General features: G+C 40.8%; 23 protein-coding genes. All 23 read left to right on the plus strand.

Annotation, left to right across the window (positions count from 1 at the left end; translation table 11 throughout):
- Nucleotides 1-103 precede the first annotated feature (103 nt).
- Nucleotides 104-589 carry a hypothetical protein gene (locus L3V32_RS24690; protein ID WP_140277677.1) on the plus strand — a complete coding sequence of 162 codons (486 nt, stop codon included), beginning with the start codon at nt 104-106 and terminating at the stop codon, nt 587-589.
- A 179-nt stretch (nt 590-768) separates the two neighbouring features.
- Nucleotides 769-1,155 (plus strand): hypothetical protein, encoded by a 387-nt coding sequence (locus L3V32_RS24700; protein ID WP_001033833.1) that lies wholly within the window; start codon nt 769-771, stop codon nt 1,153-1,155.
- Nucleotides 1,156-1,370: 215 nt separating this feature from the next.
- Nucleotides 1,371-1,643 carry a hypothetical protein gene (locus L3V32_RS24710; protein ID WP_237285495.1) on the plus strand — a complete coding sequence of 91 codons (273 nt, stop codon included), beginning with the start codon at nt 1,371-1,373 and terminating at the stop codon, nt 1,641-1,643.
- Nucleotides 1,644-1,981: 338 nt separating this feature from the next.
- Nucleotides 1,982-2,533, plus strand: coding sequence for a hypothetical protein (locus L3V32_RS24715; RefSeq protein ID WP_237285498.1), 552 nt, complete (start codon nt 1,982-1,984; stop codon nt 2,531-2,533).
- Between the two features lie 147 nt (nt 2,534-2,680).
- A complete protein-coding gene (locus L3V32_RS24720) occupies nt 2,681-3,892 on the plus strand; it encodes a DUF3644 domain-containing protein (RefSeq protein WP_237285500.1) in 1,212 nt (403 codons plus the stop codon).
- A gap of 611 nt (nt 3,893-4,503) precedes the next feature.
- Entirely contained in the window at nt 4,504-4,812 is a 309-nt protein-coding gene (locus L3V32_RS24730) for a hypothetical protein (protein WP_025611619.1), read from the plus strand.
- Nucleotides 4,813-4,956: 144 nt separating this feature from the next.
- Nucleotides 4,957-5,514: an NADAR family protein gene (locus L3V32_RS24740; protein WP_237285501.1), complete on the plus strand. Its 558-nt coding sequence runs from the start codon at nt 4,957-4,959 to the stop codon at nt 5,512-5,514.
- Between the two features lie 139 nt (nt 5,515-5,653).
- Nucleotides 5,654-6,070: a lysozyme inhibitor LprI family protein gene (locus tag L3V32_RS24745; RefSeq protein ID WP_237285503.1), complete on the plus strand. Its 417-nt coding sequence runs from the start codon at nt 5,654-5,656 to the stop codon at nt 6,068-6,070.
- A 158-nt stretch (nt 6,071-6,228) separates the two neighbouring features.
- A complete protein-coding gene (locus L3V32_RS24755; protein WP_237285505.1) occupies nt 6,229-6,624 on the plus strand; it encodes a hypothetical protein in 396 nt (131 codons plus the stop codon).
- A 139-nt stretch (nt 6,625-6,763) separates the two neighbouring features.
- Complete coding sequence (locus tag L3V32_RS24765; protein WP_237285507.1) at nt 6,764-7,276, plus strand: GNAT family N-acetyltransferase; 513 nt, start codon at nt 6,764-6,766, stop codon at nt 7,274-7,276.
- Nucleotides 7,277-7,452: 176 nt separating this feature from the next.
- Complete coding sequence (locus L3V32_RS24770) at nt 7,453-7,737, plus strand: MazG nucleotide pyrophosphohydrolase domain-containing protein (RefSeq protein WP_021452995.1); 285 nt, start codon at nt 7,453-7,455, stop codon at nt 7,735-7,737.
- Nucleotides 7,738-8,097: 360 nt separating this feature from the next.
- On the plus strand, nt 8,098-8,220 hold the full coding sequence (locus L3V32_RS26140) for a hypothetical protein (protein WP_021447489.1): 123 nt from the start codon (nt 8,098-8,100) through the stop codon (nt 8,218-8,220).
- Nucleotides 8,221-8,864: 644 nt separating this feature from the next.
- On the plus strand, nt 8,865-9,323 hold the full coding sequence (locus L3V32_RS24785; protein WP_031781187.1) for a GNAT family N-acetyltransferase: 459 nt from the start codon (nt 8,865-8,867) through the stop codon (nt 9,321-9,323).
- A gap of 146 nt (nt 9,324-9,469) precedes the next feature.
- Nucleotides 9,470-9,937 carry a hypothetical protein gene (locus tag L3V32_RS24795; RefSeq protein ID WP_237285508.1) on the plus strand — a complete coding sequence of 156 codons (468 nt, stop codon included), beginning with the start codon at nt 9,470-9,472 and terminating at the stop codon, nt 9,935-9,937.
- 116 nt (nt 9,938-10,053) lie between these two features.
- Nucleotides 10,054-10,329: a hypothetical protein gene (locus L3V32_RS24800; RefSeq protein WP_237285510.1), complete on the plus strand. Its 276-nt coding sequence runs from the start codon at nt 10,054-10,056 to the stop codon at nt 10,327-10,329.
- 13 nt (nt 10,330-10,342) lie between these two features.
- The gene (locus L3V32_RS24805) at nt 10,343-10,804 is read left to right on the plus strand and encodes a hypothetical protein (protein ID WP_237285512.1); all 462 of its coding nucleotides are present in this window, start codon (nt 10,343-10,345) and stop codon (nt 10,802-10,804) included.
- A 541-nt stretch (nt 10,805-11,345) separates the two neighbouring features.
- The gene (locus tag L3V32_RS24815; RefSeq protein WP_005500224.1) at nt 11,346-11,516 is read left to right on the plus strand and encodes a hypothetical protein; all 171 of its coding nucleotides are present in this window, start codon (nt 11,346-11,348) and stop codon (nt 11,514-11,516) included.
- 169 nt (nt 11,517-11,685) lie between these two features.
- Nucleotides 11,686-12,072: a hypothetical protein gene (locus tag L3V32_RS24820; protein ID WP_237285514.1), complete on the plus strand. Its 387-nt coding sequence runs from the start codon at nt 11,686-11,688 to the stop codon at nt 12,070-12,072.
- A 133-nt stretch (nt 12,073-12,205) separates the two neighbouring features.
- A complete protein-coding gene (locus L3V32_RS24830) occupies nt 12,206-12,628 on the plus strand; it encodes a DUF6678 family protein (RefSeq protein ID WP_237285515.1) in 423 nt (140 codons plus the stop codon).
- 135 nt (nt 12,629-12,763) lie between these two features.
- Nucleotides 12,764-13,099 (plus strand): energy transducer TonB, encoded by a 336-nt coding sequence (locus L3V32_RS24835; RefSeq protein ID WP_031781252.1) that lies wholly within the window; start codon nt 12,764-12,766, stop codon nt 13,097-13,099.
- Between the two features lie 210 nt (nt 13,100-13,309).
- A complete protein-coding gene (locus L3V32_RS24845) occupies nt 13,310-13,516 on the plus strand; it encodes a hypothetical protein (RefSeq protein WP_237285516.1) in 207 nt (68 codons plus the stop codon).
- 93 nt (nt 13,517-13,609) lie between these two features.
- On the plus strand, nt 13,610-14,182 hold the full coding sequence (locus tag L3V32_RS24850) for a hypothetical protein (RefSeq protein ID WP_237285517.1): 573 nt from the start codon (nt 13,610-13,612) through the stop codon (nt 14,180-14,182).
- Between the two features lie 175 nt (nt 14,183-14,357).
- On the plus strand, nt 14,358-14,666 hold the full coding sequence (locus L3V32_RS24860) for a hypothetical protein (protein ID WP_114324212.1): 309 nt from the start codon (nt 14,358-14,360) through the stop codon (nt 14,664-14,666).
- Nucleotides 14,667-15,506: the final 840 nt, after the last annotated feature.

A 15,506-nucleotide genomic window follows, 5' to 3' on the forward strand; every position in this document is an offset into this window, starting at 1 on the left:
GGCATTTTCACTATGCGTTGGTTTTAGTGTTTAAGGCGGTATGCGGCGGCATCGGTATTGCGTTGCTCACCACTTAAGCGGGCGTTATACGAATTGAGAAAATATGAATAACATTCAAAAGTTCGACGAGTTGGTGGCAATGCTGCTAGCTCATCTATATGAAAACTTCCCTCGAAGAACTGAAATTGATGCTTTTGAGTTTCTTGGTATCGACTTTGAGCATCGCTCATTCCTTGATGACAACGAGGGGTATGAAGAATATACAAGTAAATGCCAAGAGGCAGACTTTTTACTTGATACTGCTCTTTGGCTCATTGATTCGGGCTTCCTGTACGGAAAAATTGAGAATGAAATGGCAGGTTTTTATACGTCGAAGAAGTGTATAGATATAACTCTGTCTCCAAAAGGACTGGAGCTCCTCAAGTTAGTTCCTAGCTCTTTAGAAGTTAGTCAAAATCTAGGGGACAAGCTTGTTGATACTATCAATCAAGGTGCAAAAGATGCGGGTTCGAAATTAGTAAGTGAAGCCTTAACCAAATTTGGGTCGGTGAACCAGTTAATTAGCTTATTTAGTAACTTGGGTGGGTAAATTCGTATAACAAACTATTTAAGAGTGATTCGCAACGCGTGGCATTTTTACTATGCGTTGCGTTTAGTGTTTAAGGTGGTATGCGGTAGCTTCGGCATTGCGTTGCTCACACCTTAATAGGGCGTTATGTGAATTTGGTAATTCCTACCTAAAATGGAAATTGTAGAAAAGGAAAAAGAGTGAATAAAATAAGGAAAGAGCCTTTGTTGGCAGAGGTTGAACGTCGACTAGCGAAGCCTATTTTTGGTGAGCGTAATAAAAATTGTGTTGTTGTACGGCTAAATGATGACCTGACAGAAAAAAATAGTATTCAAGAAAGCACATTTAAGCTTAGAGCTCATGGTTTTAAAGCCAGTATTAGTAATGCTAGAGATTCTTCTTTTGTGGTACTAACGAATGCCAAAGGTGTTGCTTTAATAGGGAGTATTGTTGATGTTGAGCCACATGAAGAGCTTGAAGGACGAATTAATATCTATTTCAGGGATCCTTGCCATATTGATTCCGATGAGTTGGCTAAATTCGTAACATGGAACAATAGCAACCCAGTTCGCACAATACGTCTGTAAAAATTCACATAACAAACTGTTTAAGAGTGATTCGCAACGCGTGGCATTTTTACTATGCGTTGCGTTCAGTGTTTAAGGTGGTATGCAGTAGCTTCGGTATTGCGTTGCTCACACCTTAACAGGGCGTTATGTGCATGAGCCAAGCTTGATTAAACGATATGTGAATCTATAAGCCTCTGTTTTTATGAATTAATCACGATTATACAGGAAGTGAAATGGACAACTTATTTGAAAGTGTATGGCTTAACTTCGGTGTTTCTCTTCTGATAGCACTTTCAGTGGGCTTTGCCATTGAAGTGTTTTTAAAAAAGGTGTTAAAGCCGAAAGGCTTGTGGTGGATGTTTATACTGCTCTTTTCAGCATGCATTTTTTTAGTTGCTTCTACTTTGAATTCCAATGAAAACTTTTTCTATTGGTTTATTTCATCGGCCAAGTGGGCGTTGGTAGGCATTGCAGGTCTTTCGATAGCAAAACTGAGAGAAAGTTAGCGTAAATGTCGCCGATATGCACATAACAAAGCGTTTAAGACAGATTCCCAACGCATGGCATTTTTCACTCCATCGTTGGGTTTTGTGTTTAAGGTGGTATGGTTAGGTTTCGTGGTGGCGTTGCTCACTACTTAACGCGGCGTTAGGTTTCATAAACCAGTAGAACTCATCAATTTTTGTAGGCTACACTGGTTTTGCTATAAACGTATCGGAGCTGAGTATAATTTATGTCTACTATCTTTCGCTTTGCTATTCAGACAGAAGAAAAACGGTTGTCAGAGGTGTGGTCTTTCTTCTGTAACAAAAAGGTAGAATGCTTATACGCAACGAGAACCTCCATGCGTGATTGGCTAAAAATCAGTTTTCATCAATCGGGTGCCTGTCATATTAAAAGCAATAAGTCCCGTCCAACAGATAAAGATTTTGAATGGAGGCACGACGAGGTTTGCCAAGGTGAGCAGGTTCACGTCATGCGTATAATTTATGGTTCTCATAAGTTGACCGCTAATTTTGAGGTGGATAAACGGGTAAAGTTTATCGTTGAAGAGTGGGATTGGCATGGGTCTTTATATTTAGATGTCTTCTTTACCTATGATGAGAGTATTGTTGAGGCGGAAAAGGAATGTGGTCTCGTAGCGTCACACTGTATTAATGGGCACAAATGGGTATATTTCAAAATTAGTTTAGGCCCAGTACAAAATGAATTGCCAGAACCCATTTCAGGAATGACCGTTAACATGGGAGATACCAAGAGAGAAGAAAATCCGAACGCTACTCACCTAACCAATGGGACAGCCCTATGGTATAGCGTCCCTGATGAAACAGGGACTCTTGTAGTTACAGAGGCTTCTTTTGCTAAGCTCTCCCTTAATGCAGAGTTGGCAGAGTAAACCTAACAAAGCGTTTAAGACAGATTCCCAACGCATGGCACTTTTCATTCCATCGTTGGGTTTAGTGTTTAAGGTGGTATGGTTAGGTTTTGTGGAGGCGTTGCTCACTACTTAACGCGGCGTTAGGCTTTTGGAGAAATATTCAACATGGTTAAAAAGGGTATGCTTCTTCAGCTATTGGATGAACTCCGAAAGCTAGAGGAAAAAGGTTGTGAGTTTACCGCTAAAGAAGTAGCGGAATCAGTCGGTTACAGTGTCAGCTCTGTAAACAAATACTTTAACGAAAAGCTTAAGGGCGAGTACATCGTTAAAGTGAGCCGTTCACTATGGAAATGCAGCGGTATTAACAAACTCTCCAATGACGAGTTTTTCAGGCTCATGTCCCAGAGTTTGAATACACAGTCCAAATCACCTGATGAAATTCTCTCGGAACAACTAATAAAAAGAAGTCATGATGCTTTTACATTGGCGCTTGAAGTGTATAACCGTCCAACATTGGGCAATCGGGTTGAAGCATTTACCATTATGATGGTAAATGCTTGGGAACTCATGCTTAAATCGGAACTAGCAAAAAGAGAAGGCGCTTCAAGTATTTTTAAAGAGGGTGATTTCAGCATTAGCATTCGTGAAGCCATGTGTAAGCTAATGGAGTCATCCGACAATGTGGCTAAAAACTTGGAAACGTTGATTGATCTTAGAGATCATGCGATTCATCTGCTTATTCCAGAGTTACAACCTCAATTATCTCGTTTGTTCCAAGCAACAGTACTGAATTATCAAAAACGTTATAAAGCGTTAATGGGCAATAGCCCATTAGCTGGTCAAAGCGTTGGTTTGTTGAGTCTTATTGTCGATGGATGTGAACCTGAAGTCGCAGTTATCAAAGAAACTTATGGCGAGTTAACCGCAACTCAAGTGAAAAGCTTTCTGGGCAAATTTACAGAAATGGCACGAGAATGTGACTCGGATGAATTTTCGATTTCTGTAGACTATAAGTTAGCGTTAACTAAAAAGTCTTCAGAGAGTGATTTATCTTTATCACTAAGTGATGGTGGTGAGAAAGCAATTATCATCCGTGAAACTAAAGATCCAGATGTTACCCATCCATACCATCAGAACACAGCAATCGCAGAAATTAACCTGCGACAAGAACTCGTTAAAATAACGAGCTACTCTTTTCAAGCTGTTGTTAAGAAGAACAAAATACAGAAAGCCAAGCGCTCTAACTATCATTATGAACTAGATGGGCGTCACAGGTACTCTGAGGCTTTCATTGAATGGTTTGTGAATAATCTTAACCAGAAAAATTGGCTGGACGGTGCATTAAAAAGTCACCGGAACCGTCGAAAAAAAGCCTAACAAAGCATTTAAGAGTGATTCGCAACGCTTGGCAGTTTCGCTTCGCTCAAGTATAGCCAAGCGTCGCTCACACCTTAATGCGGCGTTAGGCATCAGGAGGACATATGAACAGTAACACTAGGGCATGTATAGCGTATATCACGGGCTTACTTCATGGCAGAACTGCTAGTTCGGTTTATGATTATTCCCAATCAAGACACATAAGTGTCAGTGGCACAGTAACTGAAAGTACCGTAAATGTTTATGACTATGATCGTGGTTGTCATATTACAGGAAGTGCTAACAGCCTTTATGATCACGGAAATGGTGCGCATATACAACTGAACATGAATGGTAGCCAGTTTAGTGGATATGATTATGACTCGGGCAATCACTATAGCGGCACAGTTAATGGCGGCTCAGTGTCAATATATGATTACGAAACGTCCCAACATTATAGCTATAGCGTGTAAATGCCTAACAAACTGTTTAAGAGTGATTCGCAACGCGTGGCATTTTTACTATGCGTTAGGTTTAGTGGTTAAGGTGGTATGCGGGAGCTTCGGTATTGCGTTGCTCACACCTTAACAGGGCGTTAGCAGACAAAGGTAAATCAAGGAAGAGGGTACGTTATGTCTGATAAAGTAATTAAGTCTTCAACAGCTACTATTCAAGTCGGTGCGACTAAAGCAGATGGGAAATTAGAACTAACGGAGTCGGATTTAATTTTTATTCCGTACAACGAAAAGTTGGGTTTTGGTCCATATCAATTAAAGCGGCAAGACATTGCTGCCGTAGCTAAGTGCTTAGGCAAAGGTGGTGGTGTAATTCCAATCACTACGGATGCATTTCGTATAAAACTAGCCAATAATACGTGTTACGAGTTTATTGTAGCGAAGCCAGAGCAATGGATAGAAGCACTCGGTGAAATTGTCAGCTAACAAACTGTTCAAGAGGGATTCGCAACGCGTGGCATTTTCACCATGCGTTGGTCTTAGTGTTTAAGGTGGTATGCGGTAACTTCGGTATTGCGCTGCTCACCCCTTAACAGGGCGTTATGCGACTCAAAAATTAGGATTCGAGGTTTGAAAATTAGATCTAAAGAAGAGCTTCAGGAATACGTAAATAAAGGCAATAAAATTAAGTATGTATTCTTTTGGGGCCATCAAGAAAAAGGCGGTACTGTATCCAAATCTTGTTTTAGTCAGTGGTATGAATCCACTTTTAGTGAGAACGGTATTGAGTACATGACTGCTGAACACTATATGATGGCAGAGAAAGCTAAACTGTTTGGTGATAATGAGACCTATCAAAAGATAATCAAAGCTACTAACCCAGGAGAAGCGAAGTCTCTGGGGCGTGAAGTTCGAGGCTTTGATGAATCAAAGTGGGTTGAGAATCGGTTTCAAATTGTTGTATCTGGTAATGTATTGAAGTTTTCCCAAAATAAGGAGTTGAGTGAATTCCTTCTTAAGACAAGCAATAGAATTCTGGTGGAGGCTAGCCCAGTAGATAAAATATGGGGTATCGGGTTAGCAGTGGATAACCAGAAAGCTGAAAACCCCAACTTATGGAAAGGACAAAACCTTTTGGGATTTGCACTAATGGAGGTTAGATATATCCTCCGAGAGTCAATCGCATAACAAAGCGTTTAAGGCAGATTCCCAACGCTTGGCACTCTGCATTCAAATTTGGTTTTAGTGTTTACGGTGTAAAGGTTTAGGTTAGGTGGTTAGCGTTGCTCACTACTTAACGCGGCGTTATGTGCTTTCGGAGAAAACGATGAATAAGTGTCTAATCATTATATTAGCTAGTCTTTCGTTTGGTGCTATCGCTAAAGAAGAGTCCATTGACTGTAATAACGCGATGACCACAATCGAGATAAATCAATGTGCCGCTATTGAATTAGAGTCAGCACAAGTTAAATTAGATAAATATCTAAGCACTAGCTTTGAGCACAACTCTCATGACCCAGAACTGATCGCAGCAATTAAGCTTGCTCAACAGGATTGGCAAGCATATATATCCTCCCACTGTGATTCGGTTTATGCGCAATGGCGTGACGGAACTATTCGCGGAATTATAGCGATATCGTGCAAAATTAAGTTAACTAAACAAAGAACGCACGAGTTATGGGAAAATTTTTTAACTTATATGGACAGTACGCCACCAGTTTTACCGGATCCAAGTGTAGAGTAGGTTTCAACCACGCACATAACAAACTGTTCAAGAGGGATTCGCAACGCGTGGCATTTTCACTATGCGTTGGTTTTAGTGATTAAGGTGGTATGCGGCGGCTTCGGTATTGCGTTGCTCACCCCTTAACAGGGCGTTAGGCTATTGAGGAGAATTTGAGCTTGAAAACAATTTGCTTAGCTCTAAGTATGTTGCTTATTTCATCGCTTGCATATGCAGCAGTCGTTCCTGGTTTTCAGGGGCATTATGAGCGGTATAACAATGATCAATTGGATACTGACACTGCCTTTATTGACTTAACTAAGGTGGGTTCGAACACATACGAACTATCAGGGACATCAGTTTGGGTAGGTGACTCTTCTTCTGGCCTTGTAAATTTTGGAGAAATCGACGGAGTTGTAACGTTAAAAGGTAATCAAATAGACTATGACGTTGACGGCTGTACTCTCCAAATTTTATTAGATCAGGATACCCTCGTAGTTAGCAAAGACAACGGTTGTGGCGGGCTAAATGTCACCTTCAATGGGATGTACGTGAGAACCTTAGAGAGTCAATAGCCTAACAAACTGTTCAAGAGGGATTCGCAACGCGTGGCATTTTCACTATGCGTTGGTTTTAGTGTTTAAGGTGATATGCGGCGGTATCGGTATTGCGTTGCTCACCCCTTAACAGGGCGTTATGTGAATGGAGCGCATATTGAAAATATCAGTCGTCGAAAATGGTGAAATCGAGGCGCATGAAGCTGCACTTAATACACATCTAAACTCGGTTTTTGGCCAAGATTCTACGGTCAATTTTAATCGCGAGTTCGTTTGTGCAGCTCTCATCGAAGACGAAAATCAGATTATCGCTACTGGTTTTGCTTACAGTCGTTTAATGTCACAAGGATCAAGAAGCTTCAAAGCGGGCATAGTTGGCGGCATTGCTGTTGCATCAAATAAGCGTGGTCTGGGCTTAGCCAAAGTCATCGTAAAAGAACTTGATAAATACTTGGTGTTTTTTGGTGTAACTCATTCTTTTCTCTTTGCTTATGAGCCAGATGTATATCGAAGTTCAGGGTATTCAGAGTTAGTTTGTCCTATTCATTACTACGATATACAGCAGAAAAATTGGAACGAGTTTGTCTACCGTGGAGGCATGGTTAAGACTTACAATGTTGGTCACGCTCTAAGCAGTCAAGTCATTGAGTTTAATGGTTGTGTGTATTGAGTGTGCTGGAAAAATTCACATAACAAAGCATTTAAGAGTGATTCCCAACGCTTGGCATTTTTCATTCTATCGTTGGGTTGTGTGTTTACGGTAGTAAGGTTAAGTTTTGTGGCAGCGTTGCTCACACCTTAATGCGGCGTTATACGCTTTATGGAAAATAATACAAAAAGGACGTTATGAAGTTATCAGAATTACAAAGTCATATAAAAGAATTCGATTATGCGCCAGAGCAATCCGAACACTATTTTTTAAAACTAATCGAAGAAGTTGGCGAATTATCGGAATCTATTCGCAAAGGTAAACGTGGGCAACCAACGCTAGATGAACTCAAAGGTTCAATCGCAGAAGAGTTATATGACGTCTTGTATTATGTTTGTGCTTTAGCCAATATTCACGGTGTAAACCTTGAGAAAACGCATGAACTAAAAGAAGTTCTGAATAAGGTTAAGTACAACCGATAGAACGCGTATAACAAATTGTTCAAGAGGGATTCAGCACGCGTGGCATTTTTACTATGCGTTGGTTTTAGTGATTAAGGCGGTATGCGGTAGCATTGGTGTTGCGTGCTTCACCCCTTAACAAGGCGTTATATGCTTTAGGGATTTCTGAACAGGATGTTTTTGATACTAGCAATATTGGGTGCTATCTACCTGTTATTTAAGCTGTACCAAGAAGGCGAAGAGATAGGTTGGAATAGAATTTTAGTTACTATCTTTTTTGTCAGCTATTCAGTTCTGTATTTGTATGTACCACCTTTCTTAGACATGAATAACCAATATGCAGGTAAAATGTACGAATTAGTTCCAATCGGATGTTATTTCATGGCTTTACTTCCCGATATGGAAGAAGCAGAAACTGAGGCGAAAGCCTTCGTATTTTTCGCTTGGTGTGGTCTTATTCTCATAGCATCTTTCTTGGTTTACTTTAAGTTGTATGTGTGGTGATGGGTGCCAGTACGCATATAACAAACTGTTCAAGAGGGATTCACAACGCGTGGCATTTTCACTATGCGTTGGTTTAAGTGATTAAGGTGGTATGCGGCGGCATCGGTATTGCGTTGTTCACCCCTTAACAGGGCGTTAATAAGCTACTGTTAACGAATAGTTTTTATGGTGAGTTGTCCTGCGTTTGTTGGCGGTGTTTCGGGTTCAAAACAGCTTACTCATTCGCTATTGGTTTCGTAGATTCTTTGCTGAAAATGCCATTTGAAATCATCGAAAGCGCTAATATGCCAACCACCATTTTCGCTTTCATTGGTTCATTGATGTGGCAATTATCTACCCTTAACTTCTGTGGGTGGCCCGTCTTCAACCAGTCACGTTAGCCACTGGCTGAAAGCTTGTTTGTGGAAGCTACAGTGGGGCAGTAGCCAGTAAAAATCTGGTTGGTTTCTGGTGTTAAGTTTTGTGTGTTTTTTGAGTCTATAGCGCGTGGAAAGTACTTTATTAACAATGTGTTCAAGCTGGATTCTCAACGCTCGGCAGTTTTGTTTGCAAATTCTGGTTCAGTGATTAAGGTGGTTTTATTGAGTGCAGTGGTGCGTTGCTCACCACTTAACACGGCGTTATGTGCTTTAGTGGAAATGAATATGGAAATCACAATCAGGCGTATCAAAACAGAAAGCATTGAAGACAAAGGTATATTCGAGACTTTGTTTAGAGAGTACCTATCTGGATTCTCAGTTGAGCTAGATCTCTCAGTAATTGCTCAGTTATTTGCATTGCCTTATTTCCACGGATTTATCAGTTTTGTCGACGATAAGCCCGCCGGTTTTGCGGTTTGCTTTGAATCGTTTTCAACTTATCGTGCGCAAAGAGTGATGAATATCCATGACTTTATGGTGTCGGACAACTTTCGTGGTAAAGGTGTGGGCAAAGCGCAACTGAATGGTATCGAACAGCATTGTCGTGATAATGATTACCTCAAAATCACACTAGAGGTCGGTGATGATAATGTTGCAGCTAAAAAGCTCTACAGTTCATTGGACTACGAAGATTACAGAGTAGTTTTGACAGGGCAGCAACATTGGCAAAAGTACCTCAATTAGCACGCACATAACAAACTGTTCAAGAGGGATTCGCAACGCGTGGCATTTTCACTATGCGTTGGTTTTAGTGCTTAAGGTGGTATGCGTCGGCATCGGTATTGCGTTGCTCACCCCTTAACAGGGCGTTATGCGTAACAAGAGGGAATATGACTGATATAGCAACAATAAGTACAGCTCTAACGAGTCTGAAAACAGCTGTTGAACTCGCGAAAGCGGTTAGAACAAGTACTTCTGCGCTTGAACAAGCAGAAGTTAACCTTCAATTGGCCGATCTTATCTCTGCTCTCGCTGATGCACGAATTGAAGTGTCAGAAATACAGGGACTATTGTTAGAAAAAGAACAACTAATCTCTCAACTTCAAAAGCAATTGGAAAACCAAGGCAATACAATCTACGAAAAGCCTTATTACTGGTTAGAGTCTGGTGGTGAAAGGGACGGCCCGTATTGCCAACGTTGTAAGGATGTAGATGACTTATTAGTTAGGCTTCAAGAGGCAGGTTCTAAAGGTCGTTGGTCTTGTCGATCATGCAGCGAAATATTTCTAGACAGTGATTATGTGGCTCCAAAAAAGAGAAAGCGGGTACATAGTACAGGGTTAGTCAATCGTTGGTAGGTTACGCATAACAAAGCATTTAAGAGTGATTCGCAACGCTTGGCAGTTTCGCTTCGCTCAAGTATAGCCAAGTGTCGCTCACACCTTAATGCGGCGTTAGGTGCTTAGGAAGTAAAATGAAACTCAATAATCTTGATCGACAAATTAGTATGTTGTGTCCAACTTGTGGTTGTAAAGACTTCAATTTTGATGAACATGATGAAAACGGGCTTGTTACTTGTAATCAGTGTGAACGCCAGTTGACTCGTGCAGATCTTGTCGCAGAAAATTCTGAATTAATAGCAGAAACTCAAAACGAGATTGCTAAAGAAGCACAAAAGCAAATTGAAGCTGAAATGAAAAAAATGCTTAAAAATGCATTCAAAGGAAACAAGAATATAAAAATTAGATAGGGGCATTAGCTGTATGGACTTTGGTGACGGTATCGCACTTGTGGCTTTGGGGCTTTCTGGGTACGCAACATGGCGAACGATTCAATTTAACAAGAGACAAGACTCTCTAGCTGAAACTCAGAATAAGCTTAATAACTTGCTTTTAGCTAAGGAAACCGAAGAAGTGATCGATGATCGTAAAGCCGATTTAGGTGCATCGATCATTAAGTTGGGGAATCGTAAGTATCGGTTGAAAATTTGGAACAAAGGAAATGCCGAAGCCAAAAATGTAACGGTAGAATTCCCAGACGGCAACGAACTAGTTCCAGAATCTGAGTTGCAGAGCAAACTTCCTTATGAGTCGCTCGAAAAGCATGCATCCATTGAGTTATTGGCAGCTGTACATATGCAAACACCAAGAAAGCACAAGTTGAAACTTGGCTGGTCTGACGAACACAGAAATAAAAACGAAAAAATCGTATATCCAACACTTTAGAACGCACCTAACAAACTGTTTAAGAGTGATTCGCAACGCGTGGCATTTTTACTATGCGTTGGTTTTAGTGTTTAAGGTGTTATGCGGCGGCTTCGGTATAGCGTTGCTCACACCTTAACAGAGCGTTATGTGCTAAGTGTGCAAACATTCCTTTACTAATAAATTAAAGGGGCTTTAGGCAGAGGTATTGTGGGAAAATTAATTGATATTGTCTGTTAATTGCGCTTGCATATGGTGATTAATATCACATTTCTGAATTAAAAAAGAGCTAGATTTTAGTCTGTTTTTCGATGATTTTTTCATCTATCAATTTGTTTTAGGTGAAAAAAAACCTCAGAACAGACGCTGATTTTTGTTTAGAGTACCACCTTGTTGTCTAAATACCAAGTTAGTTATTTCCCGAGTTATGTAGCTATATAACGCCCTATTAAGGGGTCGTTGTGCTCGATCGTTTTTCTGTCCATTGGTTTCTGCGTAGTTGACCAAAAGGGATGTTTTCACTAATTTTGAAACCGAGTTAGAGCTTTACTAAGGAATTGATATGAAAGGTAATGTTGACAGTGAGAGGCGTCGTTTGATTGAGAAAAGCATCAAACTAAACCCAACCCAGCAGGGATCGGATTGCTACTTGAGGAACATTTCTCTAAGCGCATTGATCAAATCCACTTTGGTTGGGGTAGCCGCTATTATTTGGGCTTTATCGCATTTCTAGGTTTTCTAGCTAGGCAAGTGTAGATAGCACATAACAAAGCATTTAAGAGTGATTCCCAACGCTTGGCATTTTCAGTTCAAGGTTGGGTTTCGTGTTTAAGGCGCAATGGTTTAGGCTGGGTGGTAGCGTTGCTCACACCTTAATGCGGCGTTATGTACTAGGAGGTAATGTGAAGAAAGTAAGCTATCTTCTCTTGGGGCTTTTATCGGCATCTGTACTTGCTGAACCTAACGACGGACTTATTGGAACTTATCTGAATAGCGACAAGTTATCTTGTAACTTAGAAGTTAAGCTGTTTGAAAAACAGGGTAGAAACTACTTTGAGGTCAAGATCGAAAAACGTCTATTAAGTGGAGAATATATACTAGATGAGCAATACGTGATTTTTGAGGGGTTAACTGCGTCTGAAGCGAGTGGACTTACAAATCGAGAGGTAAGTGCTCGGATAGAAAGTGGGGAGCTATTGTTTCAAAACTATGGGAATAGTATGAATCCATATACTTTGTTTTCTGAATGTGCCGAGAAGTATCTGATACTGAGTAAAGTACGTACATAACAAACTGTTCAAGAGGGATTCGCAACGCGAGGCATTTTTACTATGCGTTAGTTATAGTGGTTAAGGTGGTATGCGGCAGCTTCGGTATTGCGTTGCTCACCCCTTAACAGGGCGTTATGTGTATTGAGAATTTATGCGTTTAGATTTAAAGTCAAATATCATTAAACTAATTGATAGTAATGGTCTTTTTGGTGTTATGAATAACACTAAGTGGAACAATTTGCTTGCAGCGTTGAGCGATATCGATGAGCTACTAAGCTACCGAGTTACCTACATTGACAGGTCAACATGGCCGGAAAGTGACTCTAGCTATCAATATACCAGTGAACTGGCACAAATATGGGGAAACTTTCGAGCGATACATTTTATTGATATTGATGCTCGTATCTCTCATTCAAGAGGCGTTTTGCTGGAGCCAGAAGTTCTAGATCATAGGGATAAGGTCATTGCTATATGTAAAGAGCAAAATGCTAAAATATCTCTCACAGAGTGTGGTGTTAGAATTTGGGGCTATTTTCAGCACGGTAAAGATATAGAAATGTATAAATACACATAACAAAGCGTTCAAGAGCGACTCACAACGCGTGGCATTTTTGATATGCGTTGGGTTAAGTGATTACGGTGCATTGCAGAGGCTTCTGTATTGCGTTGCTCGCACCTTAACGCGGCGTTATGTTGTCAAAGATTAAGTATGAAGATTTTAATATTATTTATAGCGGCATTATTGTCTGGCTGCGCTGGTTTAATTGAAAGTGCTAGTTCCCCAAATTATCGAGAACACAAAGCTCGGGACAGTGTATCGCCTAGGAATCATAAAGGTTCAAGGAAAAACAAATTAGTCGGTACTGTTGTACTCACGTTTAATATTAATAGTCAGGGTGATGTGATTGACATAATGGTTACTGATTCTGTACCTAAAGGAGTATTCGATGCTGAAGCTGTGCGAATATTATCAAAACGGAAGTATGCGCCTTCCGAAAAAGGGGAAACTGGCCCTAAAAAAGCTAAGTTCGAGTTTAAAATTTGACACATAACAAACTGCTTAAGAGGGATTCGCAACGCGTGGCATTTTTGCTATGCGTTGATTTTAGTGCTTAAGGTGGTATGCGGCGGCTTTTGTATTGCGTTGCTCACCCCTTAGCAGGGCGTTAGGTGCTAAAAATATCGTACTTCATACTTGTTTTCTTGCATATAAGACACCATGTTAAAAATGGGTATCTAATCGCAAGGAATCTAAATGGAACAATACAACCTTCAACTATCTTCAGTAAAACATACTGCTCCTGATGGCATTGAAATGGGGGTAATGAACAACGGTACTCCGTATCTTGGTGCTCGTGGTTTGGCAGCCTTATGTGGTGTTGCACCAAGTGTAATAATCACTCTTGTAAAAGATTGGGAAGCAGATTTGCGCTTTAAGCCTCGTGGTCAGGCTATTGAGTAGTTGATTCTGGATCAAGGTGGCGACCCAAGTAGTTTATATGTTCCAATTACTGTCGATGGGAAAACTTACCATGCAATCAACGATGTCAATTGCATGGCAATACTTGAATACTATGCGTTCGAGTCTCAAACACCACAGGAACAGGCCACACGTAACTATCGTAGTCTTGCCAAACTAACTCTTCGTACATTCATTTATGAACGCACAGGTTACAATCCTGAAGACTCGCTGCCACAATATTGGAAAACTTTTCACGAGCGTATAACACTTAACGAGTTACCGTCAGGTTACTTCAGTGTTTTCTCTGAGATTGCTAACTTAGTAATCTCCGGTATTAGAGGTGGTATGCCTTTTGATAGTAATACGATGCCAGATATAAGCGTTGGTATGGCATGGGGCAAGCATTGGTGTGGCAATAGCTTTGATGAAAAATACGGTCTTCGTCGAAAACACCTGCACGTATTTCCGGAAGATTTCCCCCAAAAAGATCCAATGGCATGGATTTATCCTGTTGAGGCTTTGGGTGAGTTCCGTCGCTGGATGGACGACATTTATGTCACCGAGAAGTTTGGCACTTATTTGAACAATAAGGCAAAAAAAGGTGGTTTAAACAATGTCGATATACAAGCTTTGGTTCAAGCAGTTCAACCTGCACGATTGAACTAGTTAGTGTGGGCAATTAACACCTAACAATCTGTTTAAGAGTGATTCGCAACGCTTGGCATTTTTGCTGTGCGTTGCGTTTTGTGTTTAAGGTGGTATGCGGGAGCTCCGGTATTGCGTTGCTCACACCTTAACAGGGCGTTAGCAGACAAAAGTAAATCAAGGAAGAGGGTACGTTATGTCTGATAAAGTAATTAAGTCTTCAACAGCTACAATTCAAGTCGGTGCGACTAAAGCCGATGGGAAATTAGAACTAACGGAGTCGGATTTAATTTTTACTCCGTACAACGAAAAGTTGGGTTTTGGTCCATATCAATTAAAGCGCCAAGACATTGCTGCCGTAGCTAAGTGCTTGGGCAAAGGTGGTGGTGTAATTCCAATCACTACGGATGCATTTCGCATAAAACTAGCCAACAATACGTGTTATGAGTTTATTGTAGCGAAGCCCGAGCAATGGATAGATGCACTCGGTGAAATTGTCAGCTAACAAACTGTTCAAGAGGGATTCGCAACGCGTGGCATTTTTACTATGCGTTGAGTTTTTGGTGATTAAGGTGGTATGCAGAGGCATAGGTATTGCGTTGCTCACCCCTTAACAGGGCGTTAGTTTGCAAGAGGAAAAACGCAGCTATATCGCAAGATCTAGTGGTAAAAGCTCAAAGTTGAAATTGTCGTATCGGCGTTCAATTTCAGTGTTAACTGGCGTGGTGAAAATTCAAAATTGGCATCGTTTCAACGGTTGATTTGTTCTTTGGAGCGGTGGTTTTGGGGTTAACTGAGTCGAACTTTTTTGCTGAAACTCTGCTCGTTGAGTTTGTTGGTACAAAAGACGATTTACTCGCTGAAATGGCGTTTTCTCTGGTGTGGTAAGTTCATGTGGTTTCAGTGGCTTTGTTGAAAGTCCGCATTGTGAGATTGGTTTTCCAAAAGCGCTTTTTGGTGTTGTTAGTTCGTTTTCTTCGGCGTTGTTTGTTCCACGTGGTTTCATTGAGAAGCCGCTTTGAGACTACGCCTGACTTAAGTGCATCAAAACACATAAAGTTTATTGTTTGCAAAGTTTAAAATAACGTAAAATCAACGCTTTGGGTTTGCAAACTAACAAACTGCTCAAGAGGGATTCGCAACGCGTGGCATTTTTGCTATGCGTTGGTTTTAGTGTGTAAGGTGATATACGGCAGCATCGGTATTGCGTTGCTCACCCCTTAACAGGGCGTTATGTTTTTACGAGGTACAGTTGTGAAACTATGGATTCCATTTCTACTATTGGTAAACGCCAATGTGTACGCCTCAGATAGTATTTACTTACATTGTGAGGGTGCAGTACTTG

This window comes from Vibrio sp. J2-4 (genome assembly GCF_021728155.1).
GTDB lineage: Bacteria > Pseudomonadota > Gammaproteobacteria > Enterobacterales > Vibrionaceae > Vibrio > Vibrio diabolicus.

Bases quoted from the DNA above. Each gene is read 5' to 3' on its own strand.
- L3V32_RS24690 (WP_140277677.1), top strand. From the start codon at position 104: ATGAATAACATTCAAAAGTTCGACGAGTTGGTGGCAATGCTGCTAGCT.
- L3V32_RS24710 (WP_237285495.1), top strand. From the start codon at position 1,371: ATGGACAACTTATTTGAAAGTGTATGGCTTAACTTCGGTGTTTCTCTT.
- L3V32_RS24715 (WP_237285498.1), top strand. From the start codon at position 1,982: ATGCGTGATTGGCTAAAAATCAGTTTTCATCAATCGGGTGCCTGTCAT.
- L3V32_RS24720 (WP_237285500.1), top strand. From the start codon at position 2,681: ATGGTTAAAAAGGGTATGCTTCTTCAGCTATTGGATGAACTCCGAAAG.
- L3V32_RS24730 (WP_025611619.1), top strand. From the start codon at position 4,504: ATGTCTGATAAAGTAATTAAGTCTTCAACAGCTACTATTCAAGTCGGT.
- L3V32_RS24745 (WP_237285503.1), top strand. From the start codon at position 5,654: ATGAATAAGTGTCTAATCATTATATTAGCTAGTCTTTCGTTTGGTGCT.
- L3V32_RS24770 (WP_021452995.1), top strand. From the start codon at position 7,453: ATGAAGTTATCAGAATTACAAAGTCATATAAAAGAATTCGATTATGCG.
- L3V32_RS26140 (WP_021447489.1), top strand. From the start codon at position 8,098: ATGGCTTTACTTCCCGATATGGAAGAAGCAGAAACTGAGGCGAAAGCC.
- L3V32_RS24785 (WP_031781187.1), top strand. From the start codon at position 8,865: ATGGAAATCACAATCAGGCGTATCAAAACAGAAAGCATTGAAGACAAA.
- L3V32_RS24795 (WP_237285508.1), top strand. From the start codon at position 9,470: ATGACTGATATAGCAACAATAAGTACAGCTCTAACGAGTCTGAAAACA.
- L3V32_RS24800 (WP_237285510.1), top strand. From the start codon at position 10,054: ATGAAACTCAATAATCTTGATCGACAAATTAGTATGTTGTGTCCAACT.
- L3V32_RS24805 (WP_237285512.1), top strand. From the start codon at position 10,343: ATGGACTTTGGTGACGGTATCGCACTTGTGGCTTTGGGGCTTTCTGGG.
- L3V32_RS24815 (WP_005500224.1), top strand. From the start codon at position 11,346: ATGAAAGGTAATGTTGACAGTGAGAGGCGTCGTTTGATTGAGAAAAGC.
- L3V32_RS24830 (WP_237285515.1), top strand. From the start codon at position 12,206: ATGCGTTTAGATTTAAAGTCAAATATCATTAAACTAATTGATAGTAAT.
- L3V32_RS24835 (WP_031781252.1), top strand. From the start codon at position 12,764: ATGAAGATTTTAATATTATTTATAGCGGCATTATTGTCTGGCTGCGCT.
- L3V32_RS24845 (WP_237285516.1), top strand. From the start codon at position 13,310: ATGGAACAATACAACCTTCAACTATCTTCAGTAAAACATACTGCTCCT.
- L3V32_RS24850 (WP_237285517.1), top strand. From the start codon at position 13,610: ATGGCAATACTTGAATACTATGCGTTCGAGTCTCAAACACCACAGGAA.
- L3V32_RS24860 (WP_114324212.1), top strand. From the start codon at position 14,358: ATGTCTGATAAAGTAATTAAGTCTTCAACAGCTACAATTCAAGTCGGT.